Annotated in this window: 10 protein-coding genes and 1 pseudogene; 4 read left to right on the top strand and 7 right to left on the bottom strand. The window is 57.4% G+C overall.

Going from position 1 to position 16,662, the window contains the following annotated elements:
- Window positions 1-710: 710 nt before the first annotated feature.
- Window positions 711-1,039 (bottom strand): annotated as a pseudogene (locus tag B0G73_RS37625) (tyrosine-type recombinase/integrase); the annotation flags it as partial.
- Between the two features lie 673 nt (window positions 1,040-1,712).
- On the opposite strand from B0G73_RS37625, the gene B0G73_RS37620 reads away from it, so the two are divergent.
- Window positions 1,713-2,123 carry a hypothetical protein gene (locus tag B0G73_RS37620; protein ID WP_258194157.1) on the top strand — a complete coding sequence of 137 codons (411 nt, stop codon included), beginning with the start codon at window positions 1,713-1,715 and terminating at the stop codon, window positions 2,121-2,123.
- A gap of 719 nt (window positions 2,124-2,842) precedes the next feature.
- Here B0G73_RS37620 and B0G73_RS37615 read toward each other — a convergent pair.
- On the bottom strand, window positions 2,843-3,034 hold the full coding sequence (locus B0G73_RS37615) for a hypothetical protein (RefSeq protein WP_106286105.1): 192 nt from the start codon (window positions 3,032-3,034) through the stop codon (window positions 2,843-2,845).
- Window positions 3,035-4,422: 1,388 nt separating this feature from the next.
- Between B0G73_RS37615 and B0G73_RS37610 the strand changes: the two genes are divergently transcribed.
- Complete coding sequence (locus B0G73_RS37610; protein ID WP_181196751.1) at window positions 4,423-6,486, top strand: TonB-dependent receptor; 2,064 nt, start codon at window positions 4,423-4,425, stop codon at window positions 6,484-6,486.
- A gap of 173 nt (window positions 6,487-6,659) precedes the next feature.
- On the opposite strand, the gene B0G73_RS37605 is transcribed toward B0G73_RS37610, so the two are convergent.
- Together B0G73_RS37605 and B0G73_RS37600 are read right to left on the bottom strand one after the other, a co-directional pair.
- Window positions 6,660-7,700 (bottom strand): GlxA family transcriptional regulator, encoded by a 1,041-nt coding sequence (locus tag B0G73_RS37605; RefSeq protein ID WP_106286103.1) that lies wholly within the window; start codon window positions 7,698-7,700, stop codon window positions 6,660-6,662.
- A gap of 1,234 nt (window positions 7,701-8,934) precedes the next feature.
- Window positions 8,935-9,282, bottom strand: a complete 348-nt coding sequence (locus B0G73_RS37600) for a MarR family transcriptional regulator (RefSeq protein WP_106286102.1) — start codon at window positions 9,280-9,282, stop codon at window positions 8,935-8,937.
- A 93-nt stretch (window positions 9,283-9,375) separates the two neighbouring features.
- Between B0G73_RS37600 and B0G73_RS37595 the strand changes: the two genes are divergently transcribed.
- Together B0G73_RS37595 and B0G73_RS40300 are read left to right on the top strand one after the other, a co-directional pair.
- Window positions 9,376-9,981 (top strand): hypothetical protein, encoded by a 606-nt coding sequence (locus B0G73_RS37595; RefSeq protein ID WP_258194156.1) that lies wholly within the window; start codon window positions 9,376-9,378, stop codon window positions 9,979-9,981.
- A gap of 499 nt (window positions 9,982-10,480) precedes the next feature.
- Window positions 10,481-10,690: a hypothetical protein gene (locus B0G73_RS40300; protein WP_146142561.1), complete on the top strand. Its 210-nt coding sequence runs from the start codon at window positions 10,481-10,483 to the stop codon at window positions 10,688-10,690.
- 130 nt (window positions 10,691-10,820) lie between these two features.
- Here the strand turns inward: B0G73_RS40300 and B0G73_RS37590 are convergent, their stop codons facing one another.
- The 3 genes from B0G73_RS37590 to B0G73_RS37580 all read right to left on the bottom strand — a co-directional run bounded on the left by B0G73_RS37590 (window position 10,821) and on the right by B0G73_RS37580 (window position 16,215).
- Window positions 10,821-11,552, bottom strand: a complete 732-nt coding sequence (locus B0G73_RS37590) for a hypothetical protein (protein ID WP_106286101.1) — start codon at window positions 11,550-11,552, stop codon at window positions 10,821-10,823.
- Window positions 11,553-11,690: 138 nt separating this feature from the next.
- Complete coding sequence (locus B0G73_RS37585; protein WP_106286100.1) at window positions 11,691-13,943, bottom strand: YjbH domain-containing protein; 2,253 nt, start codon at window positions 13,941-13,943, stop codon at window positions 11,691-11,693.
- A 1,276-nt stretch (window positions 13,944-15,219) separates the two neighbouring features.
- A complete protein-coding gene (locus tag B0G73_RS37580; protein ID WP_106286099.1) occupies window positions 15,220-16,215 on the bottom strand; it encodes a GlxA family transcriptional regulator in 996 nt (331 codons plus the stop codon).
- Window positions 16,216-16,662 lie beyond the last annotated feature (447 nt).

Genomic DNA, 16,662 nt, shown 5'->3' with positions numbered 1-16,662 from the left:
GGGGCAGATGAAACCCGCTGGGATCCAGTTGACTGCTGCAGAGCAATTCTATTCGCTGGTCATCTAAGTCATCCTTATCATATCGGCACTTTCTCGTCCTGCCATCCTTATCGCGACAGAGCCATCAGAACGCGGTCGATCTGCTTCCTCATTATTGAACAACACCTGCAACTTGCAGTACGTGCGGAAGACATTGTTCGCAACAGTGAAGTCCAGTGGACGAATAGGTCAAGGGCGGCCTCTCTTTATCCGCGGAATCGAACGCGCGCGTTTGTGGAGAAATCCACGGGCCTGACAGCTGATTGCCTTCAGAAGGCGGTTGCTCTCCCGTAAAGGCTCACTTTGCGGTCCGGCTTGAATGAAAGGATGCAACTAACCGTCTTTCGCCGTCGCGTGCCCGCCACCCGGTCTTCTATGAGGCCCGCACCGGGCTACACGGCAGGTCGCCTGTGCGATCACGCGGGAAGCGCTCGAAGCGCGATTCTGGTTACCCGCCGGTGCTGACCAGGTCCGCATGCTAAGGCTTTTGCTGACGGACGGCGCCGCATTATCGCGGTCGCTGAAAGAAGGATCCGTCTGCGTCCGGGCGAAGTGGTAGACTCAAGGCCGACGATTTCCTGATCAAGCCTTGAGTTGCCGCCGGTCGGGGGAGGGGATAGTGGCGCCGGAGTCGACCTCTCGCCGTCATCGTCCGGGTCGCGTCGAGCGTCACAGTCGATCCGGTGTTCTCGTCGGTTTCGCGATGCCGGCGATCATCGTCCATGTGCAGATACTGACTGGTTGTCGTCAGTGAGGCATGCCCGAGGTTATCGCGCACGAGTCGCAGATCGAGGTGCTGATCCGCCATATGTGACCCGGCACTGTGACGTAGCCAGTGTGCCGATGCCTACTCGAGGTGGTCAGCGCGCTGCGCATGGTCGTCGCCACGCGAACGCAACGAGTCTGCGGCGCCGCTGAAGACGTCCTTCACGATCCGGTGCAACGCGGCGCGCGTGAGTGGCTTGAGTGACTGGCCGACCGGCAGCGCGAGCGAGGTGTCTAGTAGAAGCCTGAACGACGTGGGCAAACGCTCCTGCAACATCCTCAATGCTTGGCGCAAATCGACTTGCGAAATTCAGTCTTGAATCAGGCGATATAGACAGAGTGCTTTTTGCGTAAGGTCGAGATTTGCCGCGCGTTGAATCCGACCAGAGAGAACATTCCGTGGTGGCGCGCGATAAAGGCACATCGATTGGAATTCAGTCGGTCACGAAGCAGTGCAGCCGGCTCTTTCCAGTTGCCGACGATGCGTTGGCGCATTTGGTCTAGTTCGCTCGACCACGACGACTTCCTCGCAAAGCCTCAGGCTGCGAACGCGCTCTGCTAGAGGGTATTTCGGCGGCACATTGCGAGAAATGCCGCCTGCGAATCAAACGGCAGGACTGCCCAGCGAATCGCGCCCGGTCGCTGCCCACTTCGTCGCGACTTTGTGGGTGTGATCGACACGTCGCGCCGGGTGCGCTGCGGGCCGAGGTCGGGGGAAAGCCGTTGCGAGTATGGCCGCAAGGCGAACGCCGCGCTCTCGCTGTCTCGCACTGAAGTCATCGGGGCGGCTGTTGAACATGTCGCGAGTTATCCAGCTATAATTCGTCCGTTCACCAAACGCTCCTTGTAACCTCGAATCTGTGTCTTCCAGACGAAACAAAACCCGCAGTGCCCGCGGCCATAGACCGTTGACCAAGGCGCTTTTGTTGCCAATGGATCGCGCTTCGGCGAGCGAGCAGTCGCTTGCCATTCATCTTGCTCTCGTCGCGTGTCGGAGCGGTCACGGAAATGGACACCTGATCAATGAATTGATGCGCGCGGTGTATCTGAGCTGGTTCCTGCAGCGTGCTGGATTTGGAAGTCGCCCCGTGGAGCAGTTCAGGATCGCCGAGTACGCCGTTGAAGCGACTTTGGCGCGCGCTCACGAGTGTGGCGAGTGGCGTTTGCCGGGCGACACGATTGATGACTTCGAAGCGCTTGTTGCCCTTTATGATTCGCAACTGGCCGGTGTACCGCTACACGAGGTACTTGCGGCAGAGCGGAAGCTGAGAGCGTTCCTCGCGGGGAACGCCAGTTCGCCAATCTCCATGAACGCCTGATCTGACATAGACGCCGGGGGTCGTTGGGCATTTTTCAAGGCGGCCTGTGGCTCAATGCGACCGCCGGGCTGCGCTCCCTGACTCCGACTTCAATGGTTAAGCTTCCTCGAATCGCTTTCTGGGAGGAAACTGCGCTTCCCTGTTCACCCTATGTTGGTTCACGATTTCACGATGATGCCTGTCCTTGTCCTCATACAGGGTCCCTCTCAATTATGGGAGACTTTCCTGCGGCCCTGACCTGGTTTTACCGGTAAGCCGGAATATGTTTGCATCTGTCTCCAGCGCCCAGTGCGTTTCGACGACTCAGGTGACATTGCACTGCCTGCCAAGTGGTTGGCGCCTTCCATTCAACGCCAAACCGCCCGCCGATTGCGCAGGCTGTGAGCCGCACATTACCTGGCCAGACGAAAATGTCGAGCTGCCGCGGCCCGTCGTTTTTTGAACCCACTGCGACCGCATTTTCATTTGCGCCGCGGCCGGCAAATTGCTGTTCAAAATGCCGAAATCCTCCAATGGCGGCGCACCCGGCAAATGAGAGGGTCCTGCCTCGCAGTCGACTATCTTTCTTCTGTTTTGAGCAGCGGTTCGGGCAGAAAAAAGCCCGTGCGTTCCCAGGCTGACTCCATATCAGGAGGGGACACGGAAGAGGTGGAATTCAGTTTAAAGCCATGCCCGGCAGCATTAGAGTCTGTCGGCGACGTAATTGATCGCGGCGAGCCTTATACGCTGTAGCTGTCGTTGTTTGTCGCGCGGGTCAATGCAAACTGCCCGAAGCCGTCGTCATCGGTTAGCGAGACGCCTGACGCACGACTGCGGTCAAACGCGGCGGAGAAGGTATCTTCGGCGCTACGCAACTGTGCGAAGGCGACGACGTCGCCGCACGCACCGGCCAGCAGCCCGCTCAGGATCATCGCCTGGCATAGTGTCGACTGCGTTTAGCTTGCCTTGCCGCGCTGCATGGCATCGAGCGCGACATGAACTGGCACGCAAAGACGGTTCACATCGGTACGCCGCATCGGTAACAGAATGTCTCGCTCTGACGTGCACTTGCGGACTCGGGCGGCCTTGTAATCGGGATTATCCTGACCACAGGAAAGGTGAGGGTTTGCGGGAGTGGGAAGGCCGGTGCATAAAGGTGCAGGCGCGAATGTTTCAAGCGCACGTAGCGTTGGCCAAGTTGTACGCATTGGTCCGAACTAACCGAAAAAACGAAAAAACGGCGCAACGGGCTATATGTTTCGCAGTATTGCGCAACGGGATCTGGGGATCTGCCGAGGAGTGCGGAATTTAACTTCGAGAGTTCAAAATGATGTCGATTGCTATTATCCGCAACGCCAACTTATGCGCGATAGACCATCCGCTGGGAGACAAATGGGTGCGTTCCAAGAAGAACCTGCCGTGAGCGGATATGCCCGGCGTCAAGCGGGGGCGGGGGATTGCCTCAAAGAAGTGCTCCTCGAAAGGCCCAAGGCGAGCCTATGCGATTGGAATATGCGACCGACGCAAGCGGCGCAGGGTCAAAATGTCGACTGAGCAGGACATGAAGACATGGTCATCCTGGCGATTCTGGTGCGATAAGCGATGTCGAATCGGCCGAATATAGGTCTGAACGACTTGAGGTCGTTAATGCGCGTGGAAGGAGTTAGACAAGCTATTTGCATGCCGCCGCCCCGGCCGCAGAGTGATTCTCTGAGTTCGCACATGTGCGCGTGTAGTCCGCTATCCGCGGAGTGAAGTGAAGCGCTATTCTGTTGATTAATATAGATTTATCAATAGATGCGCACGCCGGTCAACTCATATTCGGATAAGCTTTGCCGTATTCTCAATGTGCATTTCGCGCGGCGTCGCCCTGAGCTGACGCCTGCGGCCTCAATGTCGCGCTTGTTAAACATGTCGGCGTCCCGGTATCGAATGGCAATCCCGTGAGACAATCCGCAGCCCAGACGGGCAGGTCAGCCGGAGTTCTTTGTCGTTACTGTGCGAACACCATATTGATCTTTCCACTACCTTGGGCACCTCCCGCTTTGCCGCGTGCCGAATGTGCGTGCCTTGCCTCCAATGACTGTGAATGATGATGTTTGTATGTGGCCCCGTGACGAAAGTATTCATATCTTCAGAAAATCTGCGACCACCACTGATTCATCCAACGAGAGAGCATCGCCGCTTACCGCGCCTGCTTTGCGGTGTGACAAGTGTCATCGCCTTTTGCCTGGGCGGGCAGTCATGGGCGTCGGGGGCAGAGGCCGCCACCGCTCCGCCGCCACCCGAGGCTCACGTTGACCACCAGAATAAGCTAGCCATGGACCAACTTCCGCCGCTCGTCGTGACGGCAGAAAAGAAGCCTGAATTGGAACAGAAGACGCCGGTGGCCATGAGCGTATATGGCGGAGTCAGGCTCGAGGGTCTCGGTGTGAGCGACCTCAAGTCCCTGAGTACAATTGCGCCGGACGTAAACTTCGCACAGGTGCAGACGGTGGTGCCGGTCATCACGATCCGTGGCATTTCGAGCCGCGATGTGACCGAGGTCGGCGATCCCGCGGTGGTGGTAGTGACCGACGGCAGTTCAGTCAACCGTCCGTACGCGCTAAGCGGAACACTCTACGACCTCGAAGGCATCGAGGTGTTGCGCGGACCGCAGAACACGCTTTATGGGCGCAACGCCAACGGCGGGCTGATTAACATCGTCACGGCTAAGCCTGCAAAGGATGTGGAAGGTAGCGCGTCGATTGACCTCGGCAATTACAACGCCCGCAATCTCGCCGCAATGTTGAATGTTCCTGTGAACGATGCCGTGCAGTTTCGAGTCGCAGTGGTCTCGCGTCGACACGACGGGTATCTGAACAATGCGCCGCAGTCCGATGGCGACGACGAAAACACGCGTTCTGGCCGCCTCTCCGTTGCCGTGGAACCGTCCCGGGAGTTCCACGTGCTGTTTACCGTGCAGCAGACCACGATGAGGGGCGTTGGTCCGGTGTCGCTCGACATCCCGTACGTCTATAATGCCGATGAGAGCGTGTCTCACGAGAAACCTCAGTTTCCTGATGATCCGCGCACGTTCACATACGCTACGCCGCAGTCGTTAAATATTTCGGACACGCTCGCACGGTGGAGCTTCACCTACGACCTTCCCGCAGTTGAGCTAAGTTACACAGGAGGGTACGACAGCCTGGCGTACCACCACGATGGTGACAGCAGCGCGAGCCCTGGTGCACCGGTGTCGTATCAGCAGAACGAATATCCGAAAACGCAGAATCACGAATTGCGGGTGGCATCCCTCGGCGACACGCGCTGGTCGTGGCAGGCAGGCGCGTCGTACTTCGAGGAGTCGTCGTCCCTCTACAGCGCGAACGTGGCACCATTCGCGGGCGGCATGTATCTGCCAACACTCGCATTCGCCTACGACCTGCATACAGCCTCAACAGCCGCGTTCGGACAGACATCGTTTGAGCTCACGGATAAGGTCAAGCTGACGGCCGGCCTTCGAATGACCTGGGACGAAAAGAGTCGCGTTGGCGAGTACTTTTTCGCGGATTCAAGCGCGCAGCCGCTGACCTACACCCATGTGTCGCAGGACAACTCCGGTTCGTGGTCGAAGCCGACGGTGCATCTTGCGGCACAATGGTCGCCGAGTGCTGTGGTGATGACCTATATGCGATACGACACCGGCTACAAGGCGGGCGGGTTTTCATCGGCGGGACCGTACGCACCCGAAACGGTCAAGGGCGTTGAGCTGGGCGCAAAGACGCGCTGGCTCAGCGGGCGGCTGCAAATCAATGCCAGCGCGTTCGATTACGACTACACCGGCCAACAGATCTCGCAGTTGGTGCCGTTTGCGAACGGGCAAGTCGGCACGAAGATCGTCAATGCCGGACGCACGCAAATTTATGGCGCGGATACCGACGTGCTGGCGTTGATTGAGCCGATCGGCAAGATCAATCTTTCCGTGGCCTGGCTGCACGCGCGCTTCACGGATTTTCTTGTGGAAGGTGATGGAGGGCAGAATGTGCAGCTCGCTGGCAACGCACCACCGCAAAGTCCAACATGGTCAGTCGGTCTCGGTATCGAGCACGCTTGGCCAGTGCCGTCCGGCCGCCTGATCGGACGGGTGGATGCAAAATTTCAGAGCAGCCAGCATTTCACGGTATTCAATTACGGCGACGACTACGAGAAACCCCGATTGACCGCAGACCTTTCGGCGACCTATGTCCCGAATGGCAAGGACTTCGAAGTGCTTGCCTATGTGCGCAATGTCACAAACACACTTACGTATATGGCGGCTGAAGAATACTCATTCGACGACTCCTATCGATATGCGTTCGCTGCGCCGCGAACCTTCGGCGTGAAGGTGACCTACTATTGGTGAGCGGACATTGCCGGCGACTGCGGTCAAGCTCCTACCGGCATTCGATTCATTGCAAGCGTGGGTTTGTCACATTGAATAGGCGACGCTACAAAGACGCCGTGTCAGTTTGCTGGTCCTGAATCAAAATGCAAATCCTTTCTGGCAACGCGTCGCGAACACTTGAGGCGACAGTGTCATGTGCGGTTACCCGCCGATGGGACGGACCGAGTCGTGCGTGCTGGGACAGGCGGCCCGTAGGCGCGTGCCTGCAAATTCCGATAGTCGGTGGGTGTTGTCGCCAGATACTTCCTGAACAGTTTGGCCAGCCGGCCGCCGCCGCTGATACCGCAGCGTCGCGCGATCTTATCGATCGGCAGACTCGAGTCGAGGAGCATCCGGCAGCTCATATTCAGACGCGCTCGAAGGAGATAGTCGGAGGGTGTCATGCCGATTTCACTCTTGAAGCGGCGCAGGAAGTTGCGCTCGCTCATCGCCGCGACCTGCGCCGCATCATCAATTGAAACGGGAAGATCGACGTTCGCCTCCAGCCAGCGTGCAGATGCCATGATCTTCTCACTGATCTGTGTTGCCACGCTGGGCGTGCTAGGCGAAGTGAACGGCGAGTGATGCTGGGGCACGATCGACGCCGCAACCTCCCGCGCCAGATCGGACCCGAGATTCTCTTCCACGATGCGCAGCGCCGTTGATACGGCGCCCGGCGCTTCTGTCAACGACTGCGCCGGATGCGGGCTGTATGGCTCGTGACCGCCGTACTGTATCTGACAGTAGCGACTGGGAAGGCCGGCCGCCTCCAGAATCAGCCGGCCTTCCGCAATGGGGTGCACGATCTCGCTGAATGGATGCCTGCGACGTAGCCAGTTGCTTAGGCGTTCGTCGCGTGACGCCTGCTGTACTTCAGCCCCGCCGGCAATGAACAACAGGTGCGTGTCGTTCGTACCGCGGTGCGACTGGACATCGTCGGTCCAGACAAATACTGATGATGAACTGGCGATGCGCCCACCCGCGGCCGAAAGCAGCGAGACGTCGTAGCGTGCACGACCCGGCCGCTGCGCGGCAACAAGCGAGTTTGCCTTCTGGAAGATCTCGATTACTGCTGCGACCTCTGGCAGTGCAAATCCATTGAACAGCGCGATGTCGACGCGAGTCATCGCTCTTACTTGCGTCGGTGCGGTAGTTTGCCGCGAGTATCGCGGCGGTGTGCGTGCCAGCTCCATTTATCTTTCCCCAGAATGTTTTGGTCCGCAAAGCCTGTTTCGAGGCCCTATCGTTTTGTTATGGATGTGCGTTACGCAAATGACGGCGGCGTCACTATCACGCGGTCGAATACGCTAACGCCTGGAAGAGCGATTTCGAGCTCGATGGACGTTGCTAGCGATCTATGAGTAATCGTTCGGCTGTAGGCGTAGTTGGCCGGATTAACAGCTGAGTCGACATTCCGATTTTTGAGTGTGCCGCCGTTGCAAACGGCGTTTGAATTCATGCAACTACGCTTCTTGAAGGAATGGAACAGAGACATTCCTGGAAACTTTTCCAGTCGATGGCAAGCAGGGGAATAGTTCTGTCGCCTCGCGCGCGATATGAGAAAAATCGCATCCAGCCGTCAAGGAAAACACCCTGCCCCGGTAGAAGTAAGCATGGCGGCCTCGCAACGTGAGGCTGGCTTATGCCTACAATCTGTTCGACGACGTCATCAAGCAATTCGTTATTCCGGACGGTATGCGAGTTTGCACTGTTTGTCTGGGGTTGCGAGATAGCACTCAACGGCATCTTCTACGAGGCATGTGGACAATTCCACATACGACGCACCAATGTCATCGAGCACTGTCGCAGCAGTCGGGTCCCGCACTGCGTCTCCCGTAGTGCGTTTGAGTGCTGCCATTCTTGCGTGTCGCGGAAGTTTTCCGAATGATGTTTCGCTGCGCCGCAAGGAGTCTTGAAATGTTGGATAAGACGCTAGCCACCGACCTGCGACCCGACTGCCAATACGCGGTGCCGCGACAAATATGCCGGTCGGCGCGGTGCTTTCCATCTGTGTAAGCTCTCTCAGGTTCATGTTATAAAAAGTATAACGATGTCGCTGTGAGCTTGCAAGATATGCGTGCTTGCGGGCGGGTTTTTTGTTGCGGCAATATTCGAGTTATTGGATGCACGCGCAATGCAACGACTACGGGCTGCACCCCTGCCTCGAGTAGCTGCTATATGATGGCGGTGCGTGCGGAGTATTCGCTATTGCAACCCCCTGGAAGCATGCGGCACCATCGATTCAACAAAGTGAGCGGCGCCGACAATTGCATTACCGGGTCGGAGCAATCAGACGGGTTTCGCAACGGGCCTGCGTGATATTTTTTGATAGCTGTCTGCACCAACGAGCGTCCGTAGTTAGACCTGGCGTGGTATCAGGGCTTGCCCGTGTGCAATTTACCGAAGACTTCTAGAGGAGACAGAACGCTAAGCGTTCTTTGCGGCCTTCACGAGACACTCTGACAGCTTGTCAAAATGGCGCAGAGCGGCTTGCGTAAGTTCGATCTGTTTGCGCCGTGCGTCCTCGGTGTCAGACAGCATGATCCAGCCCTTGTCGCGCATGGATGTAATACGGGCATGCAAAGTGGCCGGCGAGCCGAGTTCGCTCACCCCCATCAGGTCTCTGACGGATAGCCGGTCCTTGGTTTGGGCAGCGCGGGCGACGAATTCCAGAATCCGCTCTTCCAGCGGGTCGAGCAACGGCAGCGAAGGCAGGCCGCGAAGCGCTTCGGCAAGTTGCAGAAACCGGAGGTAGAGGTCGGCAGGGCGCGTCATGGATTACGCTCAAATACAGGGTCGGTCGCACGCTGACCGATGGATGGGCTATGATGCTGCTCAGTCGATCCGGGCGATCTTTATTCTACCTCGATGTCTAGCTTACGTTTGCATTTCTGGTCGGTGGTCGGCACCGCGGTCGTCTTCATGCTGTCGCTATGGATCAATCAGGAAATCTTCACGCACACTGAGTTCGTGCGTGGTGTGAACTGGATTTACTTGCCATCTGGCGTCCGGCTTCTGAGCATATTGCTGTTAGGCGGCGACGGCGCAATCGGCCTGCTCATCGCGAGCTGGCTGGTTGACTTCTTTTACTTCTTTCCGCAAGACCCCGTTCGCTCATTTGCGGGGGGGATCATTGCGACGGTGGCGCCGTATGCGGTCTACCGGCTTGCGCTGGAGCGCTATAAACTACGTGCGTCGCTGACGAATCTCACGCCCAAGCGGCTTCTTGTTCTTGCCTTCGCATATTCAGTAGTGAATCCGCTTCTGCACCACATCTGGTTTGCTCTGCAAGGCGACACGGAGAACATTGCCGAACGTCTTTTTGCCATGTTCGTAGGCGATTTCGCGGGCGCGCTAATCATGCTCTACACGATGAAAGGCATGCTAGCGGTATTGCCAACGACACGACAAGCCGACTCGATAGTCGACCACGGAGACGAGGTGCCCCCGAGCGAGCGGCGCAAACAGATCTGACTGATTCGCGCAGGGGCATGCGGAACCAAAGCTGTCCGTTACCACTCTTGACGGGTCGGATTGCAGCCACGAATCGGCTGGCTTTCCCATTCGTTTGCGGGTTGTGCATTTACAGTACTTTTTAGCCTGCGTCTTTATCATCACGTACGCGCCGCGCGTGTCGGTTATCGGCGACGGGGTAGCCTGTCGATGCCTCCTGCCGGTACGACCCGTTGGAACCGGCCCCCTTCTACTTGCGACGGTTTTGCCACGCAAGTCACTATAAAAATCATAACAAATTGAACAGACGATTGCAAATCTGCCTTGAAGGGCTGTGACGCAAATAGTGACGTCTGCATGTCAGCCTGATTGACGGTCTGGTATGGCGAGGGCCGATAAGTTGCTGCCATCGAATCTATTCGTCCGGGATGATCGGCAGTCCTGGCGCGGGTGGACAAGCTGAACTGCAATGCTCCGCCAGATATCGGTTGTAGCGAGCTGTCCACACAGGGCTCGCATCATGGCAAAGTACAACCACGAATGCGCGCCCGAACCTGAATCGTTGCTTAAGCTTGACCGGCAAAGGCAAAGTGTTCTCGTCGAAACGTATGTCCGATTGCCCAGCGCCGGAACTGACGTCAGGCAACTCGCTCGCGACGGCGTCAGTTGCGGGCGCTTATCAACGCACGAGCAGGATGATGAACTCGCGATTGAAGTGCGTCGCCACTGAACAGCAGGTCAACATTTCGCAGCGTACTGTGCGGGCGTACGCTCGTCAAAAATCGAGCGTAGCCCGCGGCCCCGTTCGACTTACTCCCGAGTGGGAACGAGCTTGCAAGCCTCATCGCGCACCATCTTTTCTACGTCCCGGTTCCACCGGCTCCGCCCGTTCCGCCTGTTCCGCCGGTCGGGGTAGATGAGCCACCGGTGCCTGAAATGGGTGCCGCAGCGCCCGCAGCAAGCGCCGCGCTGGCAAGCGCTGCGGTGGGTTGGCCGTTACTCGTAATTGCACCGGCGGTCAGCAGGGCGTCGAGATCCGCGTCTGCCCCTGGTTGGCCCGGGGTGAACGATACAGTCAAGAACGAGTTTGTTGATAACGTTACGCCATACATGCTCTTGATCAGTCGCGCCACCGCGTTTTCTGCATTTGCTATCACCGTGCTATTCGTCAGCGCGCTCTGGTAGGTCGAATTGGTCGTGATGCCGGCAATCAGACCGTTGAGCGTCGTGCCGAGCTGTCCAGCCAGATAGCTCAAGAGTAGCTGGGTAAGCGACGTAATGTTGTATGTCCCCGCACCGGCGGCAAATGAATTGAGGACGATTGAACCACTTGTGACCGTAAGCAGGCATGGGCCGTCGAAGTGAAACGTACTCGAATATGCTCCGTTCGAATCTGAAGTCGCGTTGCTGGAGCCATTCTTACAGCTCATCTGGATGGCCCCGTTGGCCACCGGAGCGCCGACTGCTACCGTTCCTTTGATAGTCGAACGTGGCGAATCGCCGCCTCCTCCGCATGCGACGAGCGTGCTGCTCGCGAGCACAATCGATCCATACTGCAGCGCCCGCCACGCGCGGGTATCAACTAGTTTCATGGTACTTCTCCGAGAGAAAGTCACTCATAATTTCGCAGGCGGATAAGCCTGCACTGTCGCTACCTCTTGCTAACTGCTTTCACGGTCAAGCCACAACGCCATTTTTGTAGCTGTCGAGGAACCGGTTGGCTTGCCATGTCAATCCAGCTTCGGCGGCCCATTGTCCGGTCGCGCATAGCGGATATACGCGTCACGCATGCGATACATCTGCGTCGAAAAATATGCCGCGCTAAAACGTCCCTGGTTCAGCAGATATTGGCCGGTGCTATACGGGAAGTTGAGGTTCTCTGCTCCACCGGGCGACAGGTAGTTGGTCGATCCAACGCGTGTACGGAAATCCAGCGCAAACGCCTGGGCCCCGTCTACTTGAGTAATACCCGGTTTCATACCTTGACGCGGCGTGAGAGGGAAGCTGATGCTTGCACCGAGGAAGCTTCCCCGGCCGCTGTGTTCGCCATGAACACTGACAGACACATCGTCGAACCAGCGGGTCAGCGTGATAAGGGGACCCTTGTCGCCCCCCACGTAGCGTGCCACCCCAGCTTCGACCCATAGATTCCACGAAGGTTGGACCCATCGGTAGGTGATCGTTGCGTTTTCCTGATGCGACAGCGTATCTTCACCGGGCTCCTGATGCAGATAGGCGAGACGTACTCGCACGACATCCGGCCGGCCAGGGACGAACGCAGTTGTTTCGTTCTCGATGCCAATGTAGTGGTAGTTGAACTTACCTACGGCGGCCACATTCAGGACTCCCGGCATGACCCAGAAACTTTGAGCCAACGCCGCAGTGGCCAGGCCGCCGCGCAGGCGGTATTGGCTGAACACCCGGTGACTGTCCATATTCGCCGTGTTGTACAACGGGGCGATGTAGCTTGCGTACAGTTCAGCGCCACGCCACAGCGGAACGAATCCTTGAATATTCGCCCCGAAAGAAATATCGAAGTTTCCGTACTCGGTGCCATACAGATAACTCGTCACGGGCGAGATCTGAATGCGCGTGAGTCCATGACGCCGATCATCGCCATGCCATGCAATCGAGTCCGGGTCATAAGTCGGCCGCGTTCGCATCGTCATCGATGCACTTGCCGCGGAAGGTGCCCCGCCGGCGAGGAAATGTGCATAGGCTTTACGATCGACGGCGATGTCGGCGAGCGGTTCGTTGGCCTTCTTGACTACTGCGCGTATTCGCTCGATGTCACGCGGTGCATTGATACTCGCCACTCCCAGCACGATGCCAAGCGCGTCAGCCTCGTTCTGGTTGTACCGGTGGTTCTCATATTCGACGATGAGATCCCGGCCGCTGATTCCCACGCGCACGCGTTCGAGACCTGCGGCAAACAATTCCGTGGCAATCGAATCGAGCGCGGACGTGTCCAGCGACTCGGAAATGGCCGGCGCGTGCTCAGTAGACACCGCAGAGGTTGTATTGGCTACGACGACCGACGCATAGGATCGCAGCGGCGGCACAAATGGAACCGCCTCTCCGGCAGCGCGATCCGGCTGCTCCACAGCTCGTGGCTCGAGAAGCGGCTGCATGCTACGCGGCACGATAGCTTCGCTTGCGTCCGCATCGGTTGGTCCCTGCTGCATCTGAGCGTTGGTGCCATCGCACAGACCGTCTGTGCAGCGCCGTGAATTGAACCGCTCGCCGAACGGGATCTGGATGCCCACCGAGATCGATGTCCGCGGCGATACGCCGTCTGTCGACCTGACCGCACGCATTATCGTAGCGATTACGTTGGCATCGGCTAGCCAGGTGATGCGGGGCGACTGATAACGCACGCCTATGTAGGGCGTCTTCGAGTCATGTTCAGCCAGCAGCGATAGTCCCGTCTGCCAGAGCGACAACTGGGCACCTCCGAATAGGCCATCAAGCCGATCGCCTTGTCCATAGCCGATTGTCAGGTTGAGCGGCCCAATGGGCTGTGATACCGCGCCGTACTTCGAGCGAAAAAAATGTGTTTGACCACCGATGTCGGTCATGCCGAACGCGATGGCCGGCTGATATTTGAAAAACTGCGGGACTGCCAATTTGACATCGGCCATCAAATGACGAAAGATAAAATGATCCTGTCCGGCGTATCTGGTCGGCACATCCGCGGGATAGTTCGCCAATCCGCCGGCCACCTCAATGTACGGCAAGAGCCCGACGGCACCCCAATAGATCTGAGAGCCTGTTGCTTGCGTACCGTAGCGGGGGTCGATGTAGTTGTTGTACTGCCCCTCGCCGACGCCCTCCGGCAATGGGAACGCATAGGGGATTACCAGACCGCCTGCCTGGCCGAGGGAGCTCAGGGCTGGGTCGACAGCGTGCGCCGACGCAGAAAATGCCAGTACAGCGCCGAGCGCCAGCGCTTGCGGCGCGGATTGAGGTCGATATATGCGCAATCTGCAGAGTCCCTTTCATGTTCAAGCCATTGACGGACGTAGCAACAAAGCTGGGATCACACGACAGAACGGATCCACCCATTGCGTTTTCCACGCGATTAACTTCTTTCGACGACTAAGAGAATTTCGTCGGTAGGCACGAAGGTGCGCAATATGGCCGCGCGTGGCTTTCACACTGCAAACAGACCAATGTCGGACTGCGTAAGAATTTCGGTACCCGCGCGAGATACCAACGGCATCCGCATAAACGGTGTCGGGTCCAACCTGCTGAAAAAGTAGAACGTCGTCGTGAGCGTCAAGCGTATCTAACGAGCGCGAGCCCCGGCAACGCAGAGTCGATCGACACGTCGCTTCTTGTGAATTTGCAACTGACCTGCTCGGCACGTGCGAGCAGCCAATCGATTTGTAGGCCGCCTCGACGCTGCGGACTTGTCAAACGCACGAGCGCAACCTGGCGCTTTTCTGTAGCAAAAATCTCAACAGTCGCCCACCACTCGTCTCCGCCTCCCGATCTATGGCTCCCCTCAGATCTCTAACGTTGAAATGTCTGTGCCCTCACTGAAGAGATCTAGCCACCGGGGTCGATCCTATAGAACAATTTGAATTTCCGACACCGCGTGTCGGAATGAGACCCAATGTTGGCGAATGCAGCCATATATGAGAGCGACAGGTCCGCGAATCGTCAGTGCTGACAATCGGTGTAGTGCCCATTGGTAGCTCATTCATGGTTCTAGTGCGCGGTCTACTAAGCCATCCTGCGCCATCGTCAGGTGAAAATACGACCTTTCTGCGGCGTGGCCGGTGACCGCCGCCGGCGACACTATCAGACACTCTGCAGCGACAAGAGATGCTCGATACCCTCTCGGCTAATGCATTGCCGAACGGTTCGACGTTGCAGCGACAAGGTGCTTCGTCCCCGGGGAGGATCAGATGGCCGAGGAAAGAACGTGCCCACCCACCGGACGAGGAGGGCTTTATTCCGAGGATGACCGGGCCGCGCTTCGCGAGTCAACCAGATCATCGTTTGGATGACGGGTATATGCAAAGGTCAAGCTGGCGCCTGATGCGAGAGGACGGCAGAACTACTTGTTCTGGCCAAAGCGAACACGCCGACTTTAGAGGTGTAACATCCTGAGCCGTGCGTGACGCGCGCCTCTCGAACCCAACGGCAGTGAGCACCGTGATGCGCAATTGTGAGTGCACCGCTCGAGACTAAACCGAAAATTTCGCACAATGCGCCTTCATGTCGAATTCAAGTTGAGCGCACCGCAGACACTCAGGACGAACCACCCTGAGGGGTCGTTTTGCGCGTCCGGTAGTCGCTCGGTGTCGTCGCCAGATACTTTCTGAACAGCTTGGCCAATTGGGCGCCGCTGCCGATACCGCAGCGCCGGGCTATCTTGTCGACAGGCAAACGCGATTCGAGCAGCATCCGGCAACTCAAGTTCAAACGTGCCCGAAGCAGATAGTCGGAAGGCGTCGTACCGATCTCGCTCTTGAAGCGCCGCAGGAAGTTGCGTTCGCTCATTACTGCGACCTGAGCTGCGTCGTCAATAGAGACGGGGCGTTCGACATTAGCCTCCAGCCAGCGCGCGGAGGCCATGATTTTTTCACTGACTTGCCACTTCGCGTTGCGCGCGATTGACGAGTTAAAGGAAGTCCTGTGCCCCGGCGCGACGGATTCGGCAACCAGCCGCGCCAGTTCTGGTCCTAAGTCCTCTTCAACGACACGTAGTGCTGTCGCCACGGCGGCCGGCGCTTCACTCAGCTGGCTTGTCTGATAAAGACCGTGCGCTTCGGTGCCGCCATACAGAAGAGGGCAATACCGGCTGGGAAGTCCGGCCACCTCCAGAAGCAGCCGTCCCTCCGCGATCGGATGAACGATCTCGCTGAACGGGTGCCTCCGGCGCAACCAGTTGCCAAGGCGTTCGTCGCGGCACGCGAACTGCACGCCCGCACCGCCCGCAATGAAGAGCAGATGCGTGCCATTTGTGCCGCGGTGCGAGTCAACGCTATCTGTCCAGACGAACACCGACGACGAACTCGCAATGCGACCACCTGACGCCGACAGCAATGAAACGTCGTAGCGTGTGCGGGCCGATCGCTGCGCTGCAACGAGTGCGTTTGCCTTCTGGAAGATCTCGATAATCGCTGCAACCTTTGGCAGAGCAAAACCATTGAACAACGCTATGTCGACGCTAGTGATGTCGTTTACCTGCGTCGTCACCGTACCTTGCCGCGAGCAGCGGGGCAGAGTATGCACTGATTCCATTTTTCCCTCGGAATGTTTGACCTGCAAAGGCCTTTCTCTCGAAACTTTCTTTATTTTTGATAACACATGTTACACAAATGATTCTGACGTCATTATTACATGGTGATCGAGCTGAGCATTGGAAATTTAAGAAACTGAGCGGCTAGGAGGCGCATGAACATGGTGCGTATTCATGTCGGGTGAGTCGTGGTATGGTGCGGAAAGATACAGAGTATTAGCGAGGCATAAATTTGGGTAAATGAGACGGAGTGTATAGGGCGTCTTTTGAATTAGCTTATATGTTGAATGATTTAAAGGAAATCATCGGAACGTTGATGCCGGTACTTTGCCGCTAGCGCTTTCCGCCTTATTACGAGAGGTGGGACGGAGGCTTGATTGTTCCACGTGGAGGGTGGCTGACATGCCTCAGACCTAGATACGCTGCCAGTTTGCTGCTAGCGCGATCAT

This window comes from Paraburkholderia sp. BL25I1N1 (assembly GCF_003002025.1).
Classification (GTDB): domain Bacteria; phylum Pseudomonadota; class Gammaproteobacteria; order Burkholderiales; family Burkholderiaceae; genus Paraburkholderia.
This window is presented reverse-complemented; position numbering and strand designations above follow the sequence as displayed.